At 71.3% G+C, this 26,303-nt stretch carries 27 protein-coding genes; 19 read left to right on the plus strand and 8 right to left on the minus strand.

Translation table 11 applies throughout. The annotated features are described in order from the left end of the window. The 8 genes from Vlu01_RS06740 to Vlu01_RS06775 form a co-directional block, all read left to right on the plus strand. Positions 1-771 (plus strand): CoA-transferase subunit beta (locus tag Vlu01_RS06740; RefSeq protein ID WP_308440930.1); only part of this gene is annotated, 771 nt, incomplete at its 5' end. A 43-nt stretch (positions 772-814) separates the two neighbouring features. Beyond that, positions 815-1,555: a protocatechuate 3,4-dioxygenase subunit beta gene (gene pcaH / locus Vlu01_RS06745; protein ID WP_308440931.1), complete on the plus strand. Its 741-nt coding sequence runs from the start codon at positions 815-817 to the stop codon at positions 1,553-1,555. Further along, positions 1,548-2,117: a protocatechuate 3,4-dioxygenase subunit alpha gene (gene pcaG, locus Vlu01_RS06750; RefSeq protein ID WP_203995558.1), complete on the plus strand. Its 570-nt coding sequence runs from the start codon at positions 1,548-1,550 to the stop codon at positions 2,115-2,117. The genes pcaH and pcaG overlap by 8 nt, the downstream gene beginning before the upstream one ends. Beyond that, positions 2,092-3,432, plus strand: a complete 1,341-nt coding sequence (pcaB, locus tag Vlu01_RS06755) for a 3-carboxy-cis,cis-muconate cycloisomerase (RefSeq protein WP_203995559.1) — start codon at positions 2,092-2,094, stop codon at positions 3,430-3,432. Before pcaG ends, pcaB begins: the two co-directional genes overlap by 26 nt. Next, positions 3,429-4,211 carry a 3-oxoadipate enol-lactonase gene (pcaD, locus tag Vlu01_RS06760; RefSeq protein WP_239095750.1) on the plus strand — a complete coding sequence of 261 codons (783 nt, stop codon included), beginning with the start codon at positions 3,429-3,431 and terminating at the stop codon, positions 4,209-4,211. The genes pcaB and pcaD overlap by 4 nt, the downstream gene beginning before the upstream one ends. Next, a complete protein-coding gene (gene pcaC / locus Vlu01_RS06765) occupies positions 4,208-4,588 on the plus strand; it encodes a 4-carboxymuconolactone decarboxylase (protein ID WP_203995560.1) in 381 nt (126 codons plus the stop codon). Before pcaD ends, pcaC begins: the two co-directional genes overlap by 4 nt. Further along, complete coding sequence (locus Vlu01_RS06770; RefSeq protein WP_203995561.1) at positions 4,585-5,373, plus strand: IclR family transcriptional regulator; 789 nt, start codon at positions 4,585-4,587, stop codon at positions 5,371-5,373. Before pcaC ends, Vlu01_RS06770 begins: the two co-directional genes overlap by 4 nt. 109 nt (positions 5,374-5,482) lie before the next feature. Then, positions 5,483-7,057, plus strand: a complete 1,575-nt coding sequence (locus tag Vlu01_RS06775) for a Na+/H+ antiporter (RefSeq protein WP_203995562.1) — start codon at positions 5,483-5,485, stop codon at positions 7,055-7,057. A gap of 28 nt (positions 7,058-7,085) precedes the next feature. Here the strand turns inward: Vlu01_RS06775 and Vlu01_RS06780 are convergent, their stop codons facing one another. Beyond that, positions 7,086-8,333, minus strand: a complete 1,248-nt coding sequence (locus tag Vlu01_RS06780; RefSeq protein WP_203995563.1) for a PucR family transcriptional regulator — start codon at positions 8,331-8,333, stop codon at positions 7,086-7,088. An 84-nt stretch (positions 8,334-8,417) separates the two neighbouring features. Here Vlu01_RS06780 and Vlu01_RS06785 point away from each other — a divergent pair, with 84 nt between their 5' ends. Continuing rightward, positions 8,418-9,509: a ferredoxin reductase gene (locus Vlu01_RS06785; RefSeq protein WP_203995564.1), complete on the plus strand. Its 1,092-nt coding sequence runs from the start codon at positions 8,418-8,420 to the stop codon at positions 9,507-9,509. Positions 9,510-9,522: 13 nt separating this feature from the next. Next, positions 9,523-10,680, plus strand: a complete 1,158-nt coding sequence (locus Vlu01_RS06790) for a fatty acid desaturase family protein (protein ID WP_203995566.1) — start codon at positions 9,523-9,525, stop codon at positions 10,678-10,680. A gap of 35 nt (positions 10,681-10,715) precedes the next feature. Here the strand turns inward: Vlu01_RS06790 and Vlu01_RS06795 are convergent, their stop codons facing one another. Both Vlu01_RS06795 and Vlu01_RS06800 read right to left on the minus strand, forming a co-directional pair. Next, positions 10,716-10,892, minus strand: coding sequence for a hypothetical protein (locus tag Vlu01_RS06795; protein ID WP_203995568.1), 177 nt, complete (start codon positions 10,890-10,892; stop codon positions 10,716-10,718). A 97-nt stretch (positions 10,893-10,989) separates the two neighbouring features. Next, positions 10,990-11,709, minus strand: a complete 720-nt coding sequence (locus tag Vlu01_RS06800) for a polyamine aminopropyltransferase (RefSeq protein WP_203995569.1) — start codon at positions 11,707-11,709, stop codon at positions 10,990-10,992. Between the two features lie 111 nt (positions 11,710-11,820). On the opposite strand from Vlu01_RS06800, the gene eccB reads away from it, so the two are divergent. Together eccB and Vlu01_RS06810 are read left to right on the plus strand one after the other, a co-directional pair. Next, positions 11,821-13,194: a type VII secretion protein EccB gene (gene eccB / locus Vlu01_RS06805; RefSeq protein ID WP_203995572.1), complete on the plus strand. Its 1,374-nt coding sequence runs from the start codon at positions 11,821-11,823 to the stop codon at positions 13,192-13,194. Positions 13,195-13,313: 119 nt separating this feature from the next. Next, positions 13,314-13,889: a dihydrofolate reductase family protein gene (locus tag Vlu01_RS06810; protein WP_203995573.1), complete on the plus strand. Its 576-nt coding sequence runs from the start codon at positions 13,314-13,316 to the stop codon at positions 13,887-13,889. 211 nt (positions 13,890-14,100) lie between these two features. Here Vlu01_RS06810 and Vlu01_RS06815 read toward each other — a convergent pair whose 3' ends face one another. From Vlu01_RS06815 to Vlu01_RS06830, 4 genes are all read right to left on the minus strand, one after another. Beyond that, complete coding sequence (locus tag Vlu01_RS06815; RefSeq protein WP_203995574.1) at positions 14,101-15,861, minus strand: ABC transporter ATP-binding protein; 1,761 nt, start codon at positions 15,859-15,861, stop codon at positions 14,101-14,103. Then, positions 15,858-17,609 (minus strand): ABC transporter ATP-binding protein, encoded by a 1,752-nt coding sequence (locus Vlu01_RS06820; protein ID WP_239095751.1) that lies wholly within the window; start codon positions 17,607-17,609, stop codon positions 15,858-15,860. The genes Vlu01_RS06815 and Vlu01_RS06820 overlap by 4 nt, the downstream gene beginning before the upstream one ends. A gap of 96 nt (positions 17,610-17,705) precedes the next feature. Beyond that, the gene (locus Vlu01_RS06825; protein ID WP_239095752.1) at positions 17,706-18,317 is read right to left on the minus strand and encodes a class I SAM-dependent methyltransferase; all 612 of its coding nucleotides are present in this window, start codon (positions 18,315-18,317) and stop codon (positions 17,706-17,708) included. A 22-nt stretch (positions 18,318-18,339) separates the two neighbouring features. Then, complete coding sequence (locus Vlu01_RS06830) at positions 18,340-18,951, minus strand: class I SAM-dependent methyltransferase (protein WP_203995575.1); 612 nt, start codon at positions 18,949-18,951, stop codon at positions 18,340-18,342. Between the two features lie 306 nt (positions 18,952-19,257). On the opposite strand from Vlu01_RS06830, the gene phoU reads away from it, so the two are divergent. From phoU to Vlu01_RS06860, 6 genes are all read left to right on the plus strand, one after another. After that, positions 19,258-19,902, plus strand: coding sequence for a phosphate signaling complex protein PhoU (phoU, locus tag Vlu01_RS06835; RefSeq protein WP_203995576.1), 645 nt, complete (start codon positions 19,258-19,260; stop codon positions 19,900-19,902). A 214-nt stretch (positions 19,903-20,116) separates the two neighbouring features. Beyond that, the gene (pstS, locus tag Vlu01_RS06840; protein WP_203995577.1) at positions 20,117-21,193 is read left to right on the plus strand and encodes a phosphate ABC transporter substrate-binding protein PstS; all 1,077 of its coding nucleotides are present in this window, start codon (positions 20,117-20,119) and stop codon (positions 21,191-21,193) included. An 84-nt stretch (positions 21,194-21,277) separates the two neighbouring features. Further along, complete coding sequence (gene pstC / locus Vlu01_RS06845; protein ID WP_239095753.1) at positions 21,278-22,270, plus strand: phosphate ABC transporter permease subunit PstC; 993 nt, start codon at positions 21,278-21,280, stop codon at positions 22,268-22,270. Beyond that, positions 22,267-23,181, plus strand: a complete 915-nt coding sequence (gene pstA, locus Vlu01_RS06850; protein ID WP_203995583.1) for a phosphate ABC transporter permease PstA — start codon at positions 22,267-22,269, stop codon at positions 23,179-23,181. Before pstC ends, pstA begins: the two co-directional genes overlap by 4 nt. A gap of 1 nt (position 23,182) precedes the next feature. After that, on the plus strand, positions 23,183-24,040 hold the full coding sequence (gene pstB, locus Vlu01_RS06855) for a phosphate ABC transporter ATP-binding protein PstB (protein WP_203995585.1): 858 nt from the start codon (positions 23,183-23,185) through the stop codon (positions 24,038-24,040). Positions 24,041-24,218: 178 nt separating this feature from the next. Further along, positions 24,219-24,968, plus strand: coding sequence for a winged helix-turn-helix transcriptional regulator (locus Vlu01_RS06860; protein WP_203995587.1), 750 nt, complete (start codon positions 24,219-24,221; stop codon positions 24,966-24,968). Positions 24,969-25,078: 110 nt separating this feature from the next. Here the strand turns inward: Vlu01_RS06860 and Vlu01_RS06865 are convergent, their stop codons facing one another. Beyond that, positions 25,079-25,537 (minus strand): hypothetical protein, encoded by a 459-nt coding sequence (locus tag Vlu01_RS06865; protein ID WP_203995591.1) that lies wholly within the window; start codon positions 25,535-25,537, stop codon positions 25,079-25,081. 347 nt (positions 25,538-25,884) lie between these two features. Here Vlu01_RS06865 and Vlu01_RS06870 point away from each other — a divergent pair, with 347 nt between their 5' ends. Beyond that, positions 25,885-26,241 carry a DUF2267 domain-containing protein gene (locus Vlu01_RS06870; protein WP_203995592.1) on the plus strand — a complete coding sequence of 119 codons (357 nt, stop codon included), beginning with the start codon at positions 25,885-25,887 and terminating at the stop codon, positions 26,239-26,241. Positions 26,242-26,303 lie beyond the last annotated feature (62 nt).

Raw genomic sequence — 26,303 nt, forward strand, 5'->3', positions numbered from 1 at the left:
GGCATGAGTGAGCGGTACACGGCCGACGAGATGATGACGGTGGCGGCCGCCCGACAACTGCGCGACGGTACCGCCTGCTTCGTCGGGATCGGACTGCCCAGCACGGCGGCCAACCTGGCCCGGGCCACGCACGCCCCCGGCCTGGTGCTGATCTACGAGTCGGGTTGTCTCGGGGCCAAGCCGGACCGGCTGCCGCTCTCCATCGGTGACGGCGTCCTCGCCGACACCGCCGACGCGGTGATCCCGGTGCCCGAGGTGTTCAACTACTGGCTGCAACCCGGGCGCATCGACGTCGGTTTCCTGGGGGCCGCGCAGCTCGACCGCTACGGCAACATCAACACCACGGTCATCGGTGGCGACTACACCGACCCGAAGGTGCGCCTGCCCGGTGCCGGTGGCGCTCCCGAGATCGCCGCGTCCTGCGGTGAGGTGGTGGTGATCGTCCGGCAGAGCCGACGTACCTTCACCGAACGCGTCGACTTCGTCACCTCGGTCGGCTACGGTGCCGGCCCCGGTGACCGGGCCCGGCTCGGGCTGCGCGGCGGTGGACCCCGCACCGTCATCACCGACCTCGGCGTCCTCGAAGCCGACCCGGACACCTGCGAACTCACCCTGACCCGGCTGCATCCGGGCATCACCGTCGAGCAGGTCCGCGACGCCACCGGTTGGCCCCTCGCGGTCGCCGACGATTTGAGCACCGGCGAGCCACCCACCACCGAGGAACTCACCGTGCTGCGCGCCCTTGAGGCCACCATGCGGCCGACGGCATGAACAGGCGGCGGATACTCGGAGCGACTGAAGGGGAGGAGCGGCCTTGACCCAGGACGCCGACCGGAAACTGATCCTGCCGAGCTACCGGCGCGACGACGTCGACGCTCACCCGCCACTGCTCAGCCCCGGTTACCGGTCCACCGTGGCACGGGCACCGCACCAGCCGTTGGTCTACCTGCCGCAGCGGCTCACCGAGGTCACCGGCCCGCTGCTCGGCGAAGGCCGTCTCGGCGAGCTGGACCATGACCTGACCCGCCAGCACGACGGCGAACCCCTCGGGCAGCGGATCATCGTGCACGGCCGGGTGCTGGACGGCGACGGTCGCGCCGTGCCGCACACCCTCGTGGAGATCTGGCAGGCCAACGCCGCCGGGCGCTACCGGCACGCCGCCGACACCTGGCCGGCGCCGCTGGATCCGAACTTCACCGGCGTCGGGCGCGCCCTGACCGACTCCGACGGCCGCTACCACTTCGTCACCGTGCAGCCCGGGGCGTACCCGTGGCGTAACCACGACAACGCCTGGCGGCCCGCGCACATCCACTTCTCCCTCTTCGGTCGGGCCTTCACCCAGCGGCTGGTGACCCAGATGTACTTCCCGGGCGACCCGCTCTTCTCCCAGGACCCGATCTTCAATTCGGTCCGCGACGAGCGGGCCAGGCAGCGGATGGTGGCCCGCTACGACCACCGCACCACCCGCCCGGAGTGGGCGCTGGCCTACGAGTTCGACATCGTGCTGCGGGGCCGGGAGGCGACCGTGTTCGAGGACGAGGACGACGATGAGTGAACCGCTGGGCCTCACGCCCGCCCAGACCGTCGGGCCGTACCTGCACATCGGGCTGAACTGGCCCGACGGGGCGTACGTGGTGCCGGACGGCACACCCGGAGCGTTCTGGCTGCGTGGCCGGATCGTCGACGGCACCGGCGCCGCCGTGGTCGACGCGATGGTGGAGAGCTGGCAGGCCGATCCCGACGGCTGCTTCGACCACCCCGACGATCCGCGTGGCGCCCGGCCATCGGCGGTTCCCGGCTTCCGGGGCTTCGGCCGGGCCGCGACCGACAGCGAGGGCCGGTACGCGTTGCACACCGTCATGCCGGGGCCGCTGCCCACCTTCGACGGCGACACCGAGGCGCCGCACCTGACCCTGTCGGTGTTCGGGCGGGGCCTGCTGCACCGCCTCGTCACCCGGGTCTACTTTCCCGGCGAGGCGGCCAACGCCACCGACCCGGTGCTGCGTACCGTCGACCAGGAGCGTCGTGACACGCTGCTGGCCCGCCCGGCCCCGGACGGCTTCCAGTTCGACATCCGCCTGCAGGGAGAGCATGAGACCGTCTTCTTCGCCGTCTGAGGGACTGCTGCGGGGGCTCTCCGGCACGGCTGACGTCGACGCCGAACTCGGCGACCACGCCCTGCTGCGGGCGCTGCTGGACGCGGAGGCCGCGCTGGCCCGGGCAGGTGCCGAGGCCGGACCGGTGCCCGCCCCGGCCGCCGACGAGATCGTCCGGCAGTGCCGCGCCGAACGCTACGATCCGGCCGTTCTCGGCGCGGCGGCGGAGGCGGCCGGCAACCCCGTCGTCCCGCTGGTGCGGGAGTTGAGCGCGGCGGTCGCCGGACCGGCCCGCCCCTGGGTGCACTACGGCGCCACCAGCCAGGACGTGCTCGACACCGCCCTGTCGCTGGTGTCCGTCCGCGCCGCCGGTCCGCTGCTGCGGCACGTCGCCGACGCCGCCGACGGCGCTGCCCGGCTGGCCCGGACCCACCGGGACACCCTGATGGCCGCCCGTACCCTCGGCCAGCAGGCCGCACCGACCACCTTCGGGCTCAAGGCGGCCGGCTGGCTGGTCGGCCTGGTCGACGCGGGTACCCGGCTGAACCGGGCGCGTGCCGGCATGCCCGCGCAACTCGGCGGGGCGGTGGGCACCCTCGCCGCGTACGGCCCGGCCGGGCCGATGGTGGTCGAACGGTTCGCCGCGCACCTGGGCCTGGCGGCCAGCCCGCTGCCCTGGCACACCCGCCGCCAGCCCCTGCTCGACCTGGCCTCGGCCCTCGGCGGGTTGCTCGCCGTGACCGGCAAGATCGCCCTTGACGTGGGCCTGCTCGCGCAGACCGAGGTCGGCGAGGTGGCCGAAGGCGGCGACGGGCGCGGCGGCTCCTCGGCGATGCCACACAAACGCAACCCGGTGGACTCGGTGCTGGTCAGCGCTGCGGCCCGTCGCGGTCCCGGGCTCGTCGGCACGCTGTTCGCCGCCGCCGGTCAGGAACACGAGCGGGCCACCGGTGGCTGGCACGCCGAATGGGAACCCCTGCTCGATCTGGTGCATCTCGCCGGTGGAGCCGCGGCGCGTACCGCCCGGATGCTCGGCGCCCTCGACGTGCGTCCGCAGCGGATGCGGGCCAACCTGGACGCCACCGGTGGCCTGCTGCTCGCCGAGGCGGTCGCCGCGCGGCTGGCACCGGCCCTGGGTCGGTCCGCCGCACACGACCTGGTGCGTCGCGCCGCCGGCCGGCCCGACTTCCGGGCGGCGCTGCTGGCCGAGACGGAGCTGCGCGCCCACCTGTCGGAAGCGGACGTCGACGCCGCACTCGACCCGGCCGGTTGGCTCGGCAGCACCGGGCACCTCATCGATCGCGCCCTCGACCTGCATCAGGAGGCATCGTCGTGACCGTCGGGCTGCACGCCACCGTGGACGGCCCGCCGGACGCCCCGGTGCTGCTGCTCGGCAGTTCCCTCGGCACCACCGGCGCGATGTGGCAGCCGCAGGTGGCGGCGCTGGCCGCCCGGTACCGCGTCGTCCGTTACGACCATCTCGGCCACGGCGGTTCGGCGGTGCCGACCGGGCCGTACACCATCGACCTGCTCGGCCGGAAGGTGCTGCGACTGCTGGACGACCTGGGCGTCGCCCGCGTCCACTACGCCGGGCTCTCCCTCGGCGGGATGGTCGGCATGTGGCTGGCCGCGCACGCGCCCGAACGGATCGACCGCCTCGCCCTGCTGTGCACCTCCGCCTCGCTCGGGCCGGCCGACGGCTGGCGGGCCCGGGCCGCCACCGTGCGTGCCGGTCGGCTGGACAGCATCGCCGATGCGATCGTCTCGCGCTGGTTCACCCCCGCTTTCGCCGCGACCCGCCCGGACATCGTCGCCGCGTACCGGGATCACCTGGTCAGCACCCCCGCCGTCGGGTACGCCGGCTGCTGTGAGGCGATCGCCGCGATGGATCTACGGGCGGACCTGGCGACGGTACGCGCCCCGACGCTGGTGATCGGTGCCGCCGATGACCCGGCGACCCCACCGGAGCAGGCGGCGGCCATCGCCGAGAGGATCCCGGCGGCCCGCCTGGTGGTGCTCGACGGGGCGGCGCACCTGGCCAACGTCGAGCAGCCCGAGGCCGTCACCCGGCTGCTCACCGACCACCTCGATCCGGAAGGCGCGGTGCGGAGATGACCGACCAGCAGCGGTACGAGGCCGGCATGGCGGTACGCCGACAGGTGCTCGGCGACGCGCACGTCGACCGGGCCGTCGCGGGCACCGACGAGTTCACCACCGACTTCCAGGACCTGATCACCCGCTACGCCTGGGGTGAGATCTGGACCCGGGAAGGGCTGGACCGCCGTACCCGCAGCTGCGTCACCCTCGCCGTGCTGGCCACCCTGCACCACGACGAGGAACTGGCCATGCACGTACGCGCCGCCCTCCGCAACGGCCTGACCCGCGACGAGATCGGTGAGGTGCTGCTCCAGGTGGCCGTCTACGCTGGCGTACCGGCGGCGAACCGGGCATTCAAGGTGGCCCAGGAAACTCTGCGGCAGGAGGCCCAGTGACCGACGAGGCGGCGACCCGCTCCGGCGAGTACGTCCAGTCGTTGGAGCGTGGTCTCGCCGTGATCCGGGCCTTCGATGCCGAACACCCGCAGCTCACCCTCAGCGAGGTGGCCCGCACCACCGGACTGACCCGCGCCGCCGCACGCCGTTTCCTGCTGACCCTGGTCGAACTCGGCTACGTACGCACCGACGGGCGGCTGTTCTCCCTGCGTCCGCGCATCCTCGATCTCGGCTACGCCTACCTGTCCAGCCTGAGCCTGCCCGAGGTGGCCCGCCCGCACATGGAGGCGCTGGTCGCGCAGGTGCACGAGTCCTGCTCGGTGTCGGTCCTCGACGGCGACGAGGTCGTCTACGTCGCCCGGGTGCCCACCAAGCGGATCATGACGGTGGGGATCAGCGTCGGCACCCGGTTCCCCGCGTACGCGACGTCGATGGGTCGGGTGTTGCTCGCCGCGCAGCCGGCCGGGTGGCTGGACGACTATCTCGCCACGGCGCCGCTTCGGCCGCTGACCCGGCGCACCGTGACCGACCCGGCCAAACTGCGCGCCATCCTGACGAAGATCGCCGCAGCGGGGTACGCGCTCGTCGACCAGGAGCTGGAGGAGGGGCTGCGGTCACTGGCCGCGCCGATCCACGGCGACAACGGCTCGGTGGTGGCCGCGGTCAACGTCTCCGCCCACGCCAGCCGAGGCTCCTTCGAGACGATCCGCAAGGAGCTGCTGCCGCCGTTACTGGCCACCGCCAGGCGCATCGAGGAGGACCTGGGCGCGGGTCCCGGTCGCTGAGCACGGCTGCGAGCCACTTCTCCAAGCTCCGGACCCCCGCCCTGTGGCGAATCCGCCCGGGGCGGTCCGTCGGCGTACCACCATGTGGGGGCGACGAACGGGAGACGAGATGCGTGAGCTGCTGCTGGTCATCACGCTGGGCATCGTCGTGCTGGTCGGTACCACCCTCGGTGGCCGGTACCGGGTGGCACCGCCGGTGCTGCTCATCTGCATGGGTGCCCTGGTGGCGCTGCTACCCCCGTTCTCGCACGTGGTTCTCGCACCCGAGCTGGTGCTGGTGCTGTTCCTGCCGGCGATCCTCTACCGGGAGAGCCTGGTCATCAGCCTGCGGGAGATCCGGGCGAACATCGTGGTCATCACGATGCTGGCCGTCGGCCTGGTCGGTGTCACGATGGTCGCGGTGTCGCTGGTCGTGCAGCGGCTCGGCGTCGACCCGGCGGTGGCCTGGGTGCTCGGCGCGGTGCTCGCCCCGACCGACGCCGCCGCGGTGGCCGGGCTGGCCAAGCGGATGCCTCGACGCCTGCTGACCACCCTGCGCGCGGAGAGCCTGGTCAACGACGGCACCGCCCTGGTGCTGTTCGCCATCGCGCTGGGCCTGCTCGGTGGGGGTGCCGCACCGACCGCCTTCGAACTCGTCGAGCGGATCGGCCTGTCGTTCCTGGGTGGCATCGCGGCCGGCATGCTGGTCGGCACGGTGGTGATCCTGATCCGCCGCCGCCTCGACGACCCGCTGCGGGAGGGCGCGCTGAGCGTGCTCACCCCGTTCACCGCCTTCTTCCTCGCCGACAGCATCCACGAGAGCGGGGTCCTCGCGGTGGTGGTCGCCGGCCTGATGCTCTCCTACGCCAGCCCCCGGGTGGTCCGGGCCCGGTCCCGGATCCTCGCGCTCTCCTTCTGGGACCTGACCACCTTCCTCATCAACGGTGGGCTCTTCGTGCTGGTGGGCATGCAGATTCCGCGGGCGGTGCGGAGCGTCACCAGCGTCGCTCTGGGCCGGGCCGTCGTCATCGCGCTGGTGGTGGCCGTGGTCCTGGTGCTGGTACGGATGCTCTGGTTGCACCTGATCGCCGCCGTGGCCCGGTTGGTGGATCGGCGCGAGTCCAGGCTCGCCCGCCGGGTCAACTGGCGGGTGCGTACGGTCGCCGGATGGGCGGGTTTCCGGGGGGCGGTCTCCCTGGCGGCTGCGCTCGCCGTGCCGTTGACCACCGGGGATGGCAGCCCGGTGCCGGAACGAGACCTGATCATCTTTGCCGTCGCCGCGGTGATTCTGGTGACCATGCTCGTGCAGGGCGCCACCCTGCCCTTCCTGATCAGCTGGGCCGGGTTGAGAGGCGACCCGGAACAGGTCACGGAGGCGAGGCAGGCCCAGGTGGCCGCCACTCAGGCCACCCTCGACGCCCTGCCCGCCATCGCCGACCGGGTGGGTGCCGAGGAGAAGATCGCGCAGCGGCTCCGGGCCGAGTACACGGGCCACCTGAACGCGGTGCAGGCCGAGCCGGAGGACGAGTCGTTGGCCGCCCGGGAGGTCGAACGTGAACTGCGACTTGCGGCCCTCGAACACAAGCGACGCGAGATCACCCGGATGCGGGACCGGCGGGAGATCGACGATGCCGTCCTGCGGGAACTGCAGGCCCGGCTGGACGTCGAGGAGATCCGCCTGCTGGGCCCGATGTCCTCCGAGTGAGAGTCGCGTCCCACCGCTGCGGGGCCACTCACCCGGCCAGCGCCCCGCCGGCCGGCAGCGCGAGTGCGACTGTGAGGTCGAGCAGACTGCGCGGATCGGTGAGACGGTCACCGTAGAGCTGGCGTAGCTGACCCATCCGGTAACGCACGGTCTGCGGATGGACGAAGAGGTCGGCGGCGACGTCGTCTCGCCGTCCCTGGTGCAGCAGCCAGGACCGCAGCGTCTCGGTGAGCCGGTCGGCGGTGGCCGCCGGCAGCTCGGCCAGGGGTTGCAGGACCCGGGTCCGCAGATCGGTGAGCGCCTCGATGTCGGCACTGAGCAGCAGTTCGGCCAGGTGCTGTTCGGTGTCCAACGGCTCGCCGTCGGTGGGCTGGGGGAGAGCCAGCGCGACGACCCGGAGCACTCTGCGATACGAGGAACAGACCCGGGCCCAGGGACGGGAGGGCCCGAGCACCGCGCGACGTCCGTGCAGCACCCGGACGAGCTGCCGGCGACGGTCGCCGTGCATGTCCGGTACGAGCAGCACGGCGGTTTCCTCACCCGGCTCGCCGACCGGCAACTCCTCGCTGCTCTCCAGGGTGTGCTCGCCCAGCAGGGCCAGCGCCCCGCGCGCCTTCGCCTGTGGCAGCAGCGCCACGGTGAGGGTCTGCGGCAGCGGCCAGTCGGCCCGCTCGGCGCTGCGCCGCAGCACGTCCTCCGCGTCACCGGCTAGTAACTGCTGGGTGAGGCGTTCCAGGTTCCTCCGTCGGGCCCGGCCCACGCTGGCCAACTCGTCGGCGTGCCCGGCGACACTGGCGGCGGAAAGCTCGTCGATGTACGCGAACATCAACTCGGCGAAGTCGGCGACCGTGGCGGCGGGCAGGCCGGTCGCCACCGTGGCGGCGGCCAACTCCCGCCAGGAGACCCGGGCACCCACCCGGTACGCCGCCAGCAGCGCGTCCACACTGCGACCCGACCGGGCCTCGCCGCTGCCCAGGGCGTACGCGGCCTCCAGTGCCGGGACCAGCGGGGTGCTCGGGTCGCTGACCTGCGGACGGTCGCTGGCCTGGGACTGTTCGAGCAGTTGCAGGAAGGTGCCCAACGCGATCTGCACCGCGCTCTCAATCTTGTCCCGCATCTGCCCGGTCAGGGTGCCGGAGTAGCTGGGCACCTCGCCGGTGATCGCAGTGACGGTCTGCGCGGCGACCAGCGGCAGCCGGTCGCGCAGCTCACGGGCCACCCGCTGGTCCAGTTGGATGCGGGCCGCCCGATTGGTCGTTCCGGCTGGTTCCGCCACGGTTGTTCTCCCCGCACAAAAGGGATGGATCGCTTTACCTTCGCTGGCCAAGATTTTATGCCAGGCCGCCGCGACCATCGTCTTATGACCGCCACCGTCCCGCGACCGGGCCCGACGAGATCTTTTCGGCGCCGCCTGTGGCGGCTCGCCGAGACGGTGACCACGCCGGTCCTGCCCAGTGACTACCTCGACCTGGTCGCCCCGCTCCGCGCCGGTGCCGACCTGCGCGGCCGGATCGTCGCCGTACACCCGGAAACCCCGGACGCGGCGACCCTGCTGATCCAGCCCGGCCGGAGCTGGCGTGGACACGTTCCCGGCCAGTACGTCCGGCTCGGCGTCGACGTCGACGGGGTCCGCCAGTGGCGGGCCTACTCGGTCACCTCGGCCCCCGGCCGGCGCGCCGAACCGATCACGGTGACGGTGAAGGCGATCCCCGACGGCGTGGTCAGCAACCACCTGGTACGCCGCATCACCTCCGGCACCATCGTGCAGCTCGACCAGGCGCGCGGCGACTTCGTGCTGCCGGAGCGGGTGCCGTCGCGGGTGCTGTTCCTGACCGCGGGCAGCGGCATCACGCCGGTGGCCGGGATGCTGCGCTCGGGGGCGCTGGCCGGCAGCGACGTGGTGCTGGTGCACTCGGCGCCGACCGCCGTCGACGTGGTCTTCGGCGCTGAGCTGCGGGGTCTCGCCGAGCGCGGCGCCATCCGCCTGATCGAGCGGCACACCGAGGTCGAGGGTCTGCTGGACGTCGCCGAACTCGACACCCTGGTCCCCGACCACCTGGAGCGCGAGACCTGGGCCTGTGGCCCGCTCGGGCTGCTCGACGCGGCGGAGGAGCACTGGTCGGCACGCGGTCACGCCGCGCGGTTGCACACCGAGCGGTTCCGGCCCACGGTGATCACCGCGGGTGACGGCGGGACCGTCACCTTCACCCGATCGTCGGTGACCGTGGCGGCCGCCGGCGGTACCCCGCTGCTGGATGCCGGCGAGAACGCCGGGGTGCTCATGCCGTCCGGCTGCCGGATGGGCATCTGCTTCGGTTGCGTGCTGCCGCTGCGCCAGGGTGCGGTCCGCGACCTGCGCAACGGTCAGCTCACCACCGCCCTGCCGGGTGACGGCGTACGCGTGCAGACCTGTGTGTCTGCCGCCGCCGGCCCCTGTGAACTCGAGATTTGATCGGAGACCGACCATGACCGTGATGCAGAAGAAGGCCGAGAACCCGATCGCCCACCTGACTGCCGAGGACATCGAGACCCTCGGCAAGGAACTCGACGCCATCCGGGAGCGGGTGATCGCCTCCCGGGGCGAGCGGGACGCCGCGTACATCCGCAAGGTCATCTCGACGCAGCGGAAGTTGGAGATCAGCAGCCGGGTGGTGCTGTTGTTCTCGCTGTTCCCGCCGGCCTGGATCGTCGGCACCGCCGGGCTGTCGGTGGCGAAGATCCTGGAGAACATGGAGATCGGGCACAACGTCCTGCACGGCCAGTGGGACTGGATGCGGGATCCGAAGATCCACTCGACGAGTTGGGAGTGGGACCACGTCGCCCCGGCCGACCAGTGGAAGCAGTCCCACAACGAGCTGCACCACCGCTACACCAACGTGGTCGGCAAGGACAACGACCTCGGCTACGGGATCATGCGGGTCGACGAGGACCAGCCCTGGCACCCGGCACACCTGGGCCAGCCGGTCTACAACTTCCTCAACGCCTGCTTCTTCGAGTACGGCATCGCGGCGTACGACCTCGACCTGGGGAACAAGCTGAAGAACGGGGGGCACAAGGATCCCGAGTTCCGGACCAGGCTCCGTGCGGTCGGTCGGAAGATCCGCCGCCAGTTCCTCAAGGACTACCTGCTGTTCCCGGTGCTGTCCGGTCCGTCGTTCCTGCACACCCTGGCCGCCAACTTCACCGCGAATCTGATCCGCAACCTGTGGAGCCACTCGGTGATCATGTGTGGGCACTTCCCGGAGGGGGTGGAGACCTTCGAGAAGACCTCGATCGAGGGTGAGACCCGGGGGGAGTGGTACGTGCGGCAGATGCTCGGCTCGGCCAACATCAGCGGCAGCCGGCTGATGCACATCATGACCGGTAACCTGTCGTTCCAGATCGAGCACCACCTCTTCCCCGATCTGCCGAGCAACCGTTACCAGGAGATCGCGCCGGAGGTGCGGGCGCTGTTCGACAGGTACGGGCTGAAGTACACCACCGGCTCGCTGCCCCGGCAGGTCTTCTCCGCCTGGAAGAAGGTCTTCCGGCTCGCCCTGCCGAACCGTCGCCAGCCCACGGCGCCGGCCACCCCGCTCGACGACTCCGCCGACCGTCCGACCCAGGCTCTCGTCCCTGCCTGACCGGGCTCACCGCGCCCGTCCGCGTTCGACCAGGCTCAGCGACGGTTGGGGTAGTTGTGGGCGGATTGGCGGCCCTTGACGAAGGCCAGCACGATCACTGCGGCGAGCGCGATGAGGCCGATGATCACCAGCCAGCGGACCGCTTCGAGGAGCAGCCCGAGCAGGACCAGCACCCCGGCGATCACGCCGACGACCCAGAGCAGGGCACGCATCTCCACCTCCCAGCCGGACGCCCGGCGGTCCGGGCGCGGTTGCCCGGACGGGTACCCGTATCGCCCAGGATCATGCGGGATGCGTAGCTGCGCGGGCTCAGCCCGCAAGCTGCCCCAGATAGACGGTGTTGGCTGACTCGCCGCCGGTCAGCGGATTGGCGAACCGCACCACATGGCTGTGGTGGATGGGGAAGACGGCGGCGAGGGCAGCTTCGAAGTCCCGGTCCGGTGGATCGTCCGACCAGAGGGCGAACACCCCGCCCGGACGCAGCAGCCGCGCCAGCCGGCGCAATCCGTCGGGCCGGTAGAACGCGGCGTGACTCGGATGCAGCGGGTGTCGGGGGGAGTGGTCGACATCCAGCAGCACCGCGTGGAAGCGACGCCCGGCGTCGTCGGGGTCGAGGCCGTCCGGACCGGCCACCCGGGCGAAGAAGTCGGCCCGCACCAGCCGGGTACGCGGATCCGTGGCCAGTCCGGCGGCGAAGGGCAGCAGGCCGCGCCGATGCCAGTCGATGACGTCCTCGACCGCCTCCACCACCAGCAGGGAGGCGACCCGCTCGTCGGCCAGGGCGGTACGGGCGGTGTAGCCGAGGCCCAGTCCGCCGACGACGACGTCGAGGCGGTCACCGGTCAGCGGCGCCAACCCCAACCGGGCCAGCTCGACCTCACCGGCGGTGAACAGGCTCGACATCAGGAACTCGTCGTCGAGCTTGACTTCGTACACCTCCAGGTCGAGCCGTGGATCGCGACGCCGGCGCAGGCTGATCTCGCCGATCGGTGTCGGCCGCCAGGCCAGTTCCTCGAAACGTAGGTTCACCGCCGCGATGCTACCGACCGGTGAACCGCCGCCCCTGGTGTGACGCACGGTCCTCGGGACATCGACGCAGCGCATATCCTGTGCCCCGATCGTCTCGCCGGAGGGGAAACGATGGCGTCGCGGCAGGACCAACTGCACTCGTACCAGTTCACCATCCAGCGGACGGTGGCCGCCCTGGTGACGCGGGAGCCTGATCCGGTGCAGTCGCCGTTGCGTCGGCTCGCCAGCGCCGGGATGGCCAGTGTGCTGGTGGCGGCCATCGGGCTGGGCGGTGCCGCCCTGTACGGCCTCTTCACCGGTGGCGGCGCGAAGTGGCGCGACGCCGGTGTGGTCATCGTCGAGAAGGAGTCCGGCGCCCGGTTCGTCTACCGGGAGGAGAAGCTGCACCCGGTGCTCAACTACGCCTCCGCCCTGCTCATCATCGGCGCGCAGCAGCCGAAGACCGTCCTGGTGTCGCGCCGGTCGATCGACGGAGTGCCGAGGGGCTTGCCGTTGGGCATCCGCGACGCTCCCGACTCGCTGCCGCCGGCGACCCGATTGTCCACCGCACCGTGGACGGTCTGCTCGGTGTCTCCGCCCGAGCACCGACCGGCGACGCGGTCGGTGCTGCTGGTGGGCACCGGCGACACCGCCGGTCGGCCGCTGGGCCGGGACGCACTGCTGCTCCGTGATGACGACGGTCGGCTGCACCTGCTCTGGCAGCACCGGCGACACCTGATCCGGGACACCGACCGGGTGCTGGCCGCGCTCGCGATCACCCGCTCCCGGTCCGTCCCGGTGGCCGCCGCCCTGCTCAACACGGTGCCGGCCGGAATCGACCTGGCTCCGCTGAACCCGCCCGGCCTGGGCCGACCGTCCGCCCGGGTCGCCGACGCCCGCATCGGCGACGTGCTGGTGGTGAGCAACTCCGGCGGCCTGCGGCAGTACGCGGTGGTGCTGCGCGACGGGCTGGCCGGCATCACCGAGTTGCAGGCCGGCCTGCTGCTCGCACGCACCGGACAGCGGGAGCCGGCGCAGACCAGCCTGGGCCGGTTCGCCGCCCTGCCGCAGCTGCCCGATCTCGTCCCGGTCGGGCCCGACGCGCCGCCGGCTGCGCCGCCTCGGCTGGCCACGCCGGACTCGTCGACGATCTGCGCGCGGGTCGGCGATGACACCGGCGCGGTCGAACTGTGGCTGGATGCGGAGGTGCCGGCCCCGACCCCGGCGTCGGCGCGGTCTCCTTCGACCACCGCTGACCAGGTGCTCGTGGAGCCGGGGCGGGGTGCGGTCGTCGAATCGGTAGCCACGCCGAGTGCCACCGGCGGCGCGATCTCCGTGGTGACCGACCTCGGCCGCCGGTACGCGCTCGCCGGTCCCGAGGTGACCGGCATGCTCGGCTACGGCGACGTGCAACCCGTCCGGCTGCCCGCAGGGGTGGTCAGCCTCGTCCCCGCCGGTGCGCCGCTCGACCCGGACGCGGCCCGCCAGCCTGCCGCTCCTGCCTGACGCGCGTCGCACGCGCCCCGGAAGTGGTAGGAAATTTCTCGGCGTGCGTTGTCGAATCCGGCGACACCCGCTCGTCGCACTGATGACAGCACGTCAGACCTACACCGAGGAGCGACCCCATGCGTACCCTGATCGCCACCGCGTTCGTCTCGCTCGACGGCGTCATGGAGGCACCCGGCGGAGAACCGGGTTACCGCAACTCCGGCTGGACCTTCAACGACATCGCGTTCGACGAGGCCGCCTACGAGATCAAGGGCCGCGAACAGGACGAGGCGGCGGCGATGATGATGGGTCGGGTCAGCTACCAGGCGTTCGCGCCGGTGTGGCCGGACATGACCGCCGAGTTCGCCCGCTACAACGCGATGCCGAAGTACGTCGTGTCGACCAGTCTCCAGGAGCAGGACCTGGTGTCCAACTGGGGAGAGACCGTCATCCTCCGATCGCTGGACGACGTCGCCGCGCTGAAGCAGACCGACGGCGGGCCGATCATCATCCACGGCAGCACCACGCTGAACCGCAACCTCTCCGACGCCGGTCTGATCGACCGTTACCACCTGCTGCTCTTCCCGGTGCTGCTCGGTGCGGGCCAGCGGCTGTTCAGCGACACCGACCGCGACAAGCAGAACCTCACGCTCGTCGAGAGCGAGTCCTACGCCAACGGGATCCAGAAGCTTGTCTACGACGTCACCCGCTGATCAGGGTCACCGACCCGCTCGACCGGCGGGCCCGCCTGTGGTGCCGTCGTGGGTAGATCTGTTGTCGTCGGAACGACAACAGATCTACCCACCCGACAGGTGCGCCGGATCAGGAACCCCCCGGCTGGGCACCGACCCCACCACTGCTTGCGGTGGCGTTCCCAGCGCCAACTCCATCTCGTTCGTGAGGCGGTCAATCTCGCCCGGTCGGTCAGCCGTGCCAGGAGTGCCAGAGGGCGGCGTAGGCGCCACCGGCGCGGACGAGTTCGTCGTGGCTGCCGAGTTCGGTGATCCGGCCATCCTCCAACACCGCCACCCGGTCGGCGTCGTGCGCGGTGTTCAGCCGGTGCGCGATCGCGATGACGGTACGCCCGCTGACCACGGCGGCGAGCGCCCGCTCGGTGCGCCGCGCGGTCGTCGGATCGAGCGCCGCGGTCGCCTCGTCGAGGATCAGGATGTGCGGGTCGGCGAGTACCAGCCGGGCCAGCGCGAGCTGTTGGGCGTCGGCGGCACCGAGTTCGCGGGCGCCGTCGCCGAGTTGCGTGTCGAGTCCGTCGGCCAGGTCGGCGTACCAGTCGGCGCTCACGGCCGCCAGTGCGGCGCGCATCTGCTCGTCGGAGGCGTCGGGCGCGGCGAAGGCGAGGTTGTCGCGTAGCGTACCGATGAAGACGTGGTGTTCCTGGGTGACCAGGGCGATCCGGCGTCGTCGCTCGGCCGGATCGAGGTCCGTCACCGGGCGACCGTCGAGGCTGACCACGCCTTCACGTGGTGCGTCGATGCCGGCGAGCAGCCTGGCCAGAGTGGACTTCCCGGCACCCGAAGGGCCGACGATGGCGAGGCGTTCACCAGCGCGTACCGCCAGGTCGATGCCGTGCAGCACGTCCGGCCCGTCCGCGTACGAGAACCGGGCGCCGCGCACGACGAGCCGTCCGGGCCGGACGGGCACCGGGTCGCGTGGTCGCGGTGCCCCGGCAGTGACCGAAGTGGTGGCGGGATCGGACTGCTGGCCGACACCGAGTACGCGGGCGAACGAGGCGAGGCCGCGTTGGGCCTGTTCCATCCACTGCAGCAGCCGATCCAGTGGTTCGATCGCCTGCTGGAGGTAGAGCGCGGCGGCGACCACCTCGCCGAGGGTCGCCATGTCCCGGTCCAGCAGGACACCACCGAACAGCAGCACCGCGGCGATCGGGAGGGCGTAGCTCGCCTCCACCACCGGAAAGAAGACCGACCGGAGCGCCAGGGTCGCCCGGCGGCTGGCCCACACGCGACCGATGCGCTGCCTGCCGTGCGCGATGCGGACGGCACCGAGGCGGAGCCCTTCGACGGTGCGGGCCCCCTCCGCGGTCGTGGTCAACGCCTCGGTCAGCTCGGCCGTCGCGGCACCTTCGGCGAGATACGCGGGCCTGGCGCGACGCAGATACCAGCGGGTGACCGCGACAATCGACGGCAGCCCGGTCAGGGCGACCAGGCCGAGCAGCGGATGCAGCAGGAAGACCGCGCCGAAGAGCAGCGTCAGCTGGGTCGATGCGATGACCATGACGGGCACCACGTCTCGGACGGTGCTCCCGACGGTCGTCACGTCCACCGAACTGCGGGTGGCGAGTTCGCCGGTGCCGGCCCGTTCGACGACGGAGATCGGCAGATCGAGCGTCCGCGCGACGAATCCCTCGCGCAACCGGGCGACAGCCCGTTCACCGAACCGGTGGCCGGCGTACTGGGCGTACCGGGTGAGCAGCCCGTGAGCCAGCACGCATCCGCCGATGGCGAGCGCCAGGCGATCCAGCTCGGCGGTGCCGGCACCGGCTGCGACCGCGTCGACGATCCGGCCCAGCAGCCACGGCGTGGCGAGCCCGGCGACCGCTGCCGCCCCGTGCAGCAGCAGCACGACGACGACCGCGCGACGGTCCACCGCGATGAGACCCAGCGCGGCGCGGCGGACGACCGGCCGGTCGGCGACGGGCAGGCCGCTCACCGCCGGGACCCGTCGACGTCGGCGGACACGCCGTCCCGGGACACCAGGGCCCGGTAACCCGGGTCACCCTGGAGCAGCTCGACGTGGCTGCCGACCGCGACGACCCGGCCCTGGCACAGATGCGCGACCAGGTCGGCGTTGCCGAGCAGCAGCGGTGAACTGGTCAGCACGACCGTGGTCCGCCCGGCCCGCGCGGCGTGGAGACGCCGTGCGATCCGCGCCTCGGTGTGCGAGTCCACGGCCGATGTCGGGTCGATGAGGATCAGCACGTCCGGCTCGGCGAGCAGGGCCCGGGCCAGGCGTACGCGTTGTCGCTGGCCGCCGGAGAGGGTCCGGGCCCGTGCACCGACGGGCATCGCGAGCCCGTCCGGATGGGCGTCGACGATGTCCTCCGCCGACGCCGTACGCAGCGCCACTCTCAGGTCGGCGTCGCTGCTACCGGCCCGCACCGTCAGGGTCTCGCGCAGCGTCCCGGCGAAGAGGTAGGAGTCGTGGTCGGCGACGAGGATGCGGGCCCGCACCTCGTCGAGCGCGATGCTGGTCAGTGGTACGCCGCCCCAGGTCACCTCGCTGCCGACGTACCGCCCGAGGCGGTCGGCCAACGCGACGGCCGCATTGGGATCATCGGCGGCGACGGCCAGCAACCGCCCGGCGGGAACGGTCAGGCCGGTGTCGGGGTCGTGCAGGTCGGCGGGCCCGTCCGGTGCGGGCTGCGGCTGCGTCCCGCCGACCGGCGACGCCGGGCCGACCTCGTCCGGGGTCAGGTTGAGCAGCGCCACGATCCGGCGGGCGGCGACCCGGCCCCGGATCAGCTGATAGCCACCTTCGAGCAGGAACCACACCGGCACGATGAGGACCGCCACGTACCCGTACACGGCCACCATCTGCCCGATCGTGATGTCACCGGCCGCGGCCATGCGTGCCGCCAGCCACACCACGGCGGCCAGGAACAGCCCCGGCACGACGATCGTCAACGCCTCGATCCAGCTGTTCACGGCACCGACCCGGTAGCCCTCGGCCAGCAGTTGCTGTGAGCGGGCGGCGTACCGGCGGGCGAACAGTCCCCGCCCGCCGACCCCGGCGAGCACGCGCAGCCCGGCCACGATGTCGGCGGCGCGGGTGGTGAGGACACCCTGCTGGTGACGGTAGACCGACTCGACCCGTTCGAGGCGGCGCAGCAGCGGTGCGACGACCAGCACCACCGCTGGCACGCCGAGCAGCACCAACACGGCCAGCAGCGGGGCGACCGACCACAGTACGAAGGCGACGAACACGTACGCGAGGACGGCACCGACGCCCGGGCCGGTCATCGTCAGTACCGCCGATGTGTGGGTGATGTCGGCGCCGCCCACGGTGGCGACATCACCGGCGGCGAGTCTGCGGGGCAGCACCGCACCGATCCCGGACAGGTGACGTGACAGGACGGTGGCGGAGCGGGCGGACGCGTCCTCCCGGACGAACGTCATCGTCCGGTGCCGCATGATGCCCAGGTACGCCAGGCCTGTCCCGGCGGCAACGATCGCGGCCACCCACCACAGCAGCGTCCGGTAGTCGGCGGCGCGCAGTCCGTCGTCGATGGCCCGGGCGACGAGGTACGGCCGCAGCGACAGTCCGAGCATCCAGGCCGTGCCGATGAGGGCCCCGCGCAACACCCGCCACGGCTGGCAGCGGACCAGCCACCAGATGTACCAGAGTGGCCCCCTCGTATCCGGCGTGCCCGGCTCGGCAAGAGGGAGCTGTGGGGGCATCGGTACAGATTACGATCAGCCTCGCGGCGCTTCCACGTCAATATGAGCCGAGCCGACGCCGAGCTACCGGGATCGCAGGAGGTGGGGGAGCGGCGGTCAGGTGGGGCGACGCAGGATGGTGACGGCGAAGTCCGCGTCGTCGCGCCACGGGCGCAGATCCCAGGTGGCGAAGCGATGTTCCAGGCGGAGTCCGGCGCTGACCACGTCGGCGTCGAAATCCGTCAGCTGATACCCCCGGTCGGTCCCGAATCCGACCGCGACCACGCCGTCCGGGTGCAGATGGGCGGCGACGCGGCGCAGCACCCGGGGTTCGGTGCCGGCGGCGACGAAGGTCATCACGTTGCCGGCCAGCACCGCCGCGTCGAACGGCTCGCTCTCGCCGGCCGCCGTGAGGTCCAGTTCGGCCAGATCGGCGACGAGCCAGCGTGGCGCGGGATGATCGACGCGGGCCGCGTCGATCAGGACCGGGTCGGCGTCCACCCCGACCACCGTGTGCCCATGCCTGGCCAACTCGGCGCCGACCCGGCCGGTGCCGCAGCCGGCATCGAGGATCCGGGAGGCCGGTGGTACCAGCGTGTCGAGCAGGCGGGCCTCACCGGCCAGATCCGCCCCTTCGGCCGCCAACTGCCGGAACCGGTTGACGTACCACTGCGAGTGCCCAGGTCCGGTGTCGGTGACCCAACGGGTGTCCCTCATGCGCTCGCTCATGTCGCAACCGTATCCGGACGGCTCAGGGCAGTCGGGCGACGGTCACGAACTCGTTGTAGGTGAACACCTTGCCGGCGACCCGGTGGAACGGAAAGGAGTACTGGCGCAGCACGGTCAGGCCGAGTTCCCGGCAGGTTTCCGCGGTCTCGTCGAACCCGACGAAGCGGACGTGCGTGGGGTCACTGTGGTAGCCGCGCTCCTGCGGGGTGATGAACACCGCCCGGCCGCCGGGGCGCACGAACGGCAGGTACGAGGAGACCACCTCGCGCGCCTGTTCGGCCGGCATGTGTTCCAGCAGGTGTGCGGCGAGCATCGAGTCGAACGCGTCCGGGCGGGCGTGCTCGGACCGGAAGAACTCCTCGACGGTGTACGCCTCCAGCCCCAGCTCCCGCGAGTGGGCCACCGAGGTGGGGTTGTGGTCGACGCCGACCGCGCCCGTGCCAAGGTTGATCAGGTTGCGGCCGAGACCCGACCCGACGTCGAGGGTCCGACCCAGCCGCAGTCGCCGCAGGTTCCACCGGTAGGGGGCCTGCACGTCCAGCAACCGCTTCCAGCGCGCCCCGCCGAGGTGCCGCAGTCGCTGGGTGTAGTCCTCACCTTCCGTGTCCGTCGGCTCCTGCCGTGCGGGTGCCATCAGCCCTCCCAGTTGCCGTGCCGCTCGTCCTGGTACACCCCCATGTACGCGTGACCCGCGTCGCGATCGTCCCAGCCTAGCGGGGAAAACCGCTGCGTCACGCGGTGGCACGTGTGGCGATCCGAGCTGTTCCGTCGGTCGGGTCGGGTCGGTTCCGAGTGCCGCTGCGGGCCGACGGTGAACACGGTCGGCTGTGGGGGGTCACACGGCCCGACGGCAGGTAGGTTTCTGTCCAGGGTCGGCTGGCTGCCGTCCCGGTTCCGGGTGCCACCGTGACGGGGCGACCGGTTGAACGGGAGGGGCGCGATGAGTCGGGACAGCTTCGACGAGCAGCTCGACCGGCTCACCGGCGTACTGGCGGTGATGAGCCGGGACGCCAGCGCGGCGATCCGAGGGGCCAGCACCGCATTGCTGGAGGTGGACCGGAACGCGGCCGAGACGGTGCTCGCCGGCGACGCCGTGCTGGACGCCCGGCGGGCCGAGGTGGAGACGATGATCCCCGAGGTGCTGGCGCGGCACCAGCCGGTCGCCTCGGACCTGCGGCTGGTGGTGTGTGCGCTGCGGGTCGCCGGGTCGTTGGAACGGATGGGCGACCTCGCGGTGCACGTCGCGAAGGTCGCGCTGCGTCGGCATCCGGTGGGGGTGGTCCCGGAGCCGGCCATGCCGGTCATGATGGCGCTGGCCGAGGCGGCGGCCCGCGTCGCGGACAAGAGCGCGATCGTGCTGGCCACCCGGGACCGGTTCGACGCCATGCAACTGGGGCTGGACGACGACGAGGTCGACGCTGCCCAGGAACGCCTGCTGTCGCAACTCGTCACCGACTGGCCGTACGGGGTGGAGTCCGCGATCGACCTGGCCCTGCTCGGCCGGTACTACGAGCGTTACGCCGACCACGCGGTGAACGTCGCGCGCCAGGTCGTCTACCTGGTGACCGGCACGATCCGTCTCTGATCGGGCCCGCGACGGACAACAACCGGTCGCAAGAATCGGGACAATCGGTACTCCGGGCCTGCAACGTCACATCGGCGCTCCCCGGGTGGCGGTAGCGGGCCGGCAAGTTCATGTTGCGTTCACCTGGGTCCGGGAGTCCGGCTACCTGGGCCTCCTAACTTGGCTCGCGTACGGCCCGAACGGGCTGATGCACCCCGATAGAGAGGCTTACCTGGTGAACCGCAACGTGCTTTCGCGGCGCGTCCTTGTCGGCGTCGCGCTTGCCGCGCTCGCGCTTACCGGCTGTGGTGGCAACGGCAACAGCTCGGAGCCGGGCGGCAGTGGCGGCGACGGCGCCTACGCCGACCTGTCCGGCGAGTTGAAGGCGTCGGGCGCCAGCTTCCCGGATGCTTACTACCAAGAGGTCGTCGAAGCCTTCAAGGCCGAGGCGTCCGGTGTGACGGTCACCTACAACGCGACCGGCTCCGGCACGGGCAAGAAGCAGTTCGGTGAGGGTCTTGTCGACTTCGCCGGCACCGACAGCCTGGTGAAGGAGACCGACGGCGTGGCCGCCGGCTCGTTCCTCTACGTCCCGACGGTGGCGGCCCCGATCACGGTTTCCTACAACCTTGAGGGCGTCGACAAGCTCCAGCTCAGCCCGGAGACGCTCGCCAAGATCTTCCAGACCGACATCAAGACCTGGGACGACGCGGCCATCAAGGCCGACAACCCGGGTGTCGAGCTGCCCAACACGCCGATCACCGTCGCGCACCGTTCGGACGGTTCCGGCACCACCAGCAACTTCACCAAGTACCTCGACGCCGCTGCCGCCGGCACCTGGAAGCTGGGCAGCGGAGACACGGTGGCCTGGCCGGCCAGCACCCAGGGCGGCGAGAAGAACACCGGTGTCGCCCAGATCGTCAAGCAGACCAACGGTGCCGTCGGGTACGTCGACCTGAGCGACGCCAAGGCCACCGGTCTGACGTTCGCCGCCATCAAGAACAAGGACGGCCAGTTCGTCGAGCCGTCGCTGGAAGGCACCACCGCTGGTCTGGAAGGTGCCGAGATCGCCGACGACCTGAGCTACAACCCGCTCAACGCCGCCGGTGCCACCGCCTACCCGATCACCGCGCCGACCTTCATCGTCGTCAAGACCTCCTACGACGACGCGAACAAGGCCGCGCTGGTCAAGGGCTTCCTCACCTACCTGCTCAACGAGGGCCAGGACCTGGCCAAGGACGTGGACTTCGCGCCGCTGCCGGCCTCCCTCAAGGACAAGGCGCTGGCCCAGGTCGAGAAGATCCAGGGCTGATCCGATCAAGATCGCTAGGGCTTTCAGCTGGGGACGGGATCGCGTCGATCCCGTCCCTAGCGGGGTACCTGAGCTGGAGTGAAGATGACCTTGACGAAGAATCCCCCCGCCGCCAAGCCGACGTTGACCCAGCGCGGCAGCAGCGCCCTCGGCGACCGCGTCTTCTCCTGGTGGACGCTCGGCACCGGCCTGCTGGTGCTGGCGGTCCTCGGGCTGATCCTCATCACCACCGTGCGGGAGGCCTGGCCCGCGTTCGACGCGATGGGCCTGCGTTTCATCACCGAACGCGTCTGGGACCCGAACCCGGCCACCGGCGACGCCATCTTCGGTGCGCTGTCGTTCGCGTACGGCACCGCGGTCTCGTCGCTCATCGCGCTGCTCTTCGCGGTGCCGGTCTCGGTCGGCATCGCGCTGTTCCTGACCGAACTGGCACCGCGCCGGCTGCGCGGCCCGGCAGTGACCGTGATCGACCTGCTGGCCGCCGTGCCGTCGGTGGTCTTCGGCCTCTGGGGCATCCTGGTCGTGGCGCCCGCGCTGGTTCCGTTCTACCAGTGGATGCATGACGTCCTCGGCGGCGTACCGCTGCTCGGCCGTCTCTTCGGCCCGGTCGGCAGCGGGCGCAACTTCATGACCGCCGGCCTGATTCTGGCGATCATGGTCACGCCGATCATCACCTCGATCACCCGCGAGGTGTTCAGCACGGTGCCGCGTGCCGACAAGGACGCCGCCCTCGCGCTGGGCGCCACCCGGTGGGAAATGATCCGGGGAGCGGTCTTCCCGCACAGCTTCGGTGGGGTCGTCGGCGCGGTCATGCTCGGCCTGGGGCGGGCGATGGGCGAGACGATCGCCGTTGCCCTGGTCATCGGCGGCGCCACGAACATCACCGCCAACCTGTTCGCCCCCGGCAACTCGATGGCCGCCGTCATCGTGCAGCAGTTCGGCGAATCCACCGGCACCTTCACCGCCGCGCTGATCGGTCTCGGTGTGGTGCTGTTCGCGATGACGGTGTTGATCAACGTGTTCGCCCAGGTGGTCGTCCGTCGGGCCGAGGCCCGGATGAAGGGAAGCGTCGCGTGACCGTCACCGCACCACCCGCCACCCGCCCGACGGCCAGCGGACCCGACCTGACCCGGGCGGCGCTCTCTGGCCGGCGGCGGTTCACCAACCATCTCGCCACGGCAGCCATCTGGTTCGCCGTGCTGCTCGCCGTCATCCCGCTGGCCCTGGTGACCTATACGGTCATCGCCAAGGGCGGTGGGGTGATGAGCCTGTCGTTCCTGAACGAGGACATCCCCAACTCCTACCGCCGCGTCGGCGGGGGCATGGGCCCGGCGATCGTCGGCACGCTGCTCATCACCGGGATGGCCGCGTTGATGGCGATCCCGCTCGGCGTCTTCGGCGCGATCTACCTCAACGAGTACGGCAAGCAGCGTCCACTGGCCCGGGTCATCCGGTTGATGGCCGACGTGATGACCGGCGTGCCGTCGATCGTGATGGGGCTGTTCGTCTACATCTCCTGGGTGCTGCTCGTCGGTGAGCAGACCGGCTTCGCCGGTGCGTTGGCGCTGGCCTGCCTGATGCTGCCGGTGGTCATCCGCAGCAGCGAGGAGATGCTCCGGTTGGTACCGGACGAGCTGCGGCAGGCCAGCATGGCGCTCGGTGCCCGCAAGTGGAAGACCACGCTCACCGTGGTGCTGCCGGCGGCGATCTCCGGGATCACCAGCGGCTCGCTGCTGGCCGTCGCCCGCGCGGCCGGCGAGACCGCCCCGATCATCATCGTCACCGGCATCGTCTTCTCGCCCAACTGGAACCTCTTCGACGGTTCCAACACGGCGCTGCCAGCGCAGATCTTCCGCAACGCCAGCCAGCCCTTCGAAGCCGCTCAGGACCGGGCCTGGGGTGCGGCGTTGACGCTCATCGTGATCGTGCTCGGCTTCACCATCATCGCCCGATTCATCTCCAGCCGGTTCGCCATCAAGGAGCGCTGACATGGCCAGCAACGACACAAACCTCACCACCCGCCCGTCCGTGGCGGTGCACACCCCCGGCACCGCCACCGGTGCCGAGTCCGCCGCCTCGGTGATGCGGCTGCGCGACGTCAGCGTCTACTACGGCAGCTACGAGGCGGTCCGCGGCACCAGCATGCCGATCCAGCAGAACCAGGTCACCGCGATGATCGGGCCGTCCGGCTGCGGTAAGTCCACCGTGCTGCGGGCGCTCAACCGGATGAACGACCCGATCCCGGGTGCCCGGGTCAGCGGTGACGTCCTCTTCCACGGCCAGAACCTGTACGCCAGGGACGTCGACCCGATCCAGGTCCGCCGGCGCATCGGCATGGTGTTCCAGAAGCCCAACCCGTTCCCCAAGTCCATCTACGACAATGTCGCGTACGGGCTGCGGATCAACGGCATCAAGGGCCGTCTCGACGACCACGTCGAGGAGGCGCTGACCCAGGCCGCGCTCTGGGACGAGGTCAAGGACAAGCTCCGCAAGAGCGCCCTGGCGCTCTCCGGGGGCCAGCAGCAGCGGCTGTGCATCGCCCGGACGATCGCGGTCAAGCCCGAGGTGATCCTGATGGACGAGCCCTGCTCGGCCCTGGACCCGATTGCCACGGCGAAGATCGAGGATCTGATCTTCGAGCTGACGAACGACTACACCATCGTGATCGTCACGCACAACATGCAGCAGGCGGCCCGGGTCAGCCACTACACCGCGTTCTTCACCGCCGAGGTGGACGAGCAGCAGGAGCGGCACGGCCGGCTGGTCGAGTTCAGCCAGACCGGCAAGCTGTTCACCAACCCCGCCGACAAGCGTACGGAGGACTACATCACCGGTCGCTTCGGCTGAGGCCGAACGCGACCGTCGACGATGGGGCGCCGTTGTCCACGGGTGACCCACCGGGTGTGGTTGCTCGTGGTGACGCCCAGCCACGTCCGTTCGACCGTCGCCGACCTGTAGTGCAGGGGGTCGCCCTGCGCGACCGAGGTGTCGCGGTGGGCCTGAACTGAACCGGAGCCGGTGTGCGATGAACAATCTCGTCGAGGCCACCAGGGGTGACCATCGATCCGACGGGCGTTTCGTGCTGCTCGTGGTGGACGACGACGAGAGCGTCGGTGCCGCGTTGGTCGCCCAGCTGGCCGACCATCGGGTACGCGGCCACCACTTCGCGCACGCCGCCGAGGCCCTGCTGGCCGCCGGGGCGCTGCAACCGGACGCGGCTGTGGTCGCCGCTGGGCTGGCCACCATGAGCTGCACCGAGTTGGTGCGGCTGCTCGCCCGCCGGGCCGGCATCCCCACGGTGGTCGGGGTGGGTGACGAGGACGGCGGGGTGGCCGCAGCGGCGCTCAAGGCCGGTGCCACCGCCTGCGTACGGTGTCCCTACCAGCCCGAGGAGATGCTGCCCATCCTGCGGGCCATCCGTCCGGAGATCTCCGGTGCCCTCGATCCACCGATCGAACTGGGCGGGCTACGGGTGGACCCGGCGACGTTCGAGGTGAGCCTGCACGGCCGGACGATGGCCCTGCCGTTGAAGGAGTTCCGGCTGCTCTACTTCTTCATGAGCCACGCGGAGCGGACGGTCACCCGGGAGCAACTGCTCGCCGCCGTCTGGGGTGGCATCTCCGACGACACCTCGAACACCCTGACCGTGCACATCAAGCGACTGCGTCGGCGGTTGGCGCTGGACGGGGACCGGGCCCCGATGATCGTGACGGTACGCGGCCTGGGCTATCGGTTCGTGCCGGCCCAGGCCACGGCAACGCCGTCGACGTCGTGACGATGGACCGGGGGCGCGCCGTGCGGTGGCGGGAGGTGCGTCAGCGAGGTCCGGGGGCGGCCGGGGGTGTTGGCGCGGGGCCAGACCCGTGCCAAGCCGGTCGGGCCGGCTCAGCTTCCGGCGACGCGCGCGGCGTCACCGCGTCGGTTGCCGGCGGCGACCTCCAGTCGGCGGACCTGTTCGATCACCGCCACCACGACGGCGTGTCCCTCCGGCGACAGGCGGGCGTCGACAAGCCGTAACGCCACCTGCCGGATGTGCGGGTCGGCCAGCAGATGGAGGAGGTCGTCGTCGGGCGGATCCCGGTCGGCGGGTCGTCCGGTGAAGAACGAGGGTGGGCGACCGAAGAAGGCGGCGATCCCCTCCACCACGGATCGCCGTGGGTCCGGTGCCCGGCCCTGGCGCAGGTTGTTGAGGTGGGTGTGGGAGATCCGGCAGCCGCGCCGGGTCAACTCGCCGGCGACGTGACGGACGCTGTACGGCTTGCCGGTCGGGTCCGGGGTGGTGCGGAACAACCAGTCGAGACGCTCGGCGAAGGTCTCGCCGGGCTGGTCCGGCTCCTCAGTCATGGAGGCTCCTCGCGCCGCGGAACACCAGATTTACACGAGGGCTGGACACGGAATCCAGCATTGACAGGACTCCTTACTGTACGCGTACGATGGCATTCGTTTGGCAACCCCAGCGGCCGGACGGCTCCGGCCCGGCGGGTTGCCAACGTGGTCTCTCGGGCCCGCACACGTGGTGGCGAACGGGGGCGCGACGTGTGCGAGCGAGCCGCGCACGACGGCCGAGAGACCTCCGGGCGGCGCTCGTCCCGCCGGCCTCGCTCATGGCCGGTACCCGGCGGGCCCGCCCGGGCACCGTACGGTCACCACGGGCGGGCGTTTGTCCGGTGCCGACGGGGGTACCCAGCGCCGTGCGGTTTCCGCTCTTCGTCGCCGCGGTGTCCCGCCGTTCCGGGCTGGCACCCGAACCCGCGGCCATCATCTCGCGCGCGGTGCTGCAGACCGTCGTGGAGCGGATGACCGGCTCCGCGCCGGCCGACCCAACCGGGTATCTACCGACCGAGCTGACCGATGCGGTGTCGCCGGACGGGCCGACCGACTTCCTGCGCCGGGTCGGCGAACGGGCCGGAGTCGACGAGCGTACGGCTGCTGCCGGGGCGGCGGCCGTGTTCGCCACCCTCCGCGAGACGGTGACCGTCGGCGAGTTCCAGGACATGGTGGCGCGGCTGTCGGCCGACAGCGGTGGCACCGAGCCGATCGCCGGGTGACGCGCGTCCGTCACCTGGCACGAGTGAGCCCGCTCCCTGCCGGCGGGCGGACCGGTGGCAAC

The sequence above is a fragment of the Micromonospora lutea genome (genome assembly GCF_016863535.1).
GTDB classification, from domain to species: Bacteria; Actinomycetota; Actinomycetes; order Mycobacteriales; family Micromonosporaceae; genus Micromonospora; species Micromonospora lutea.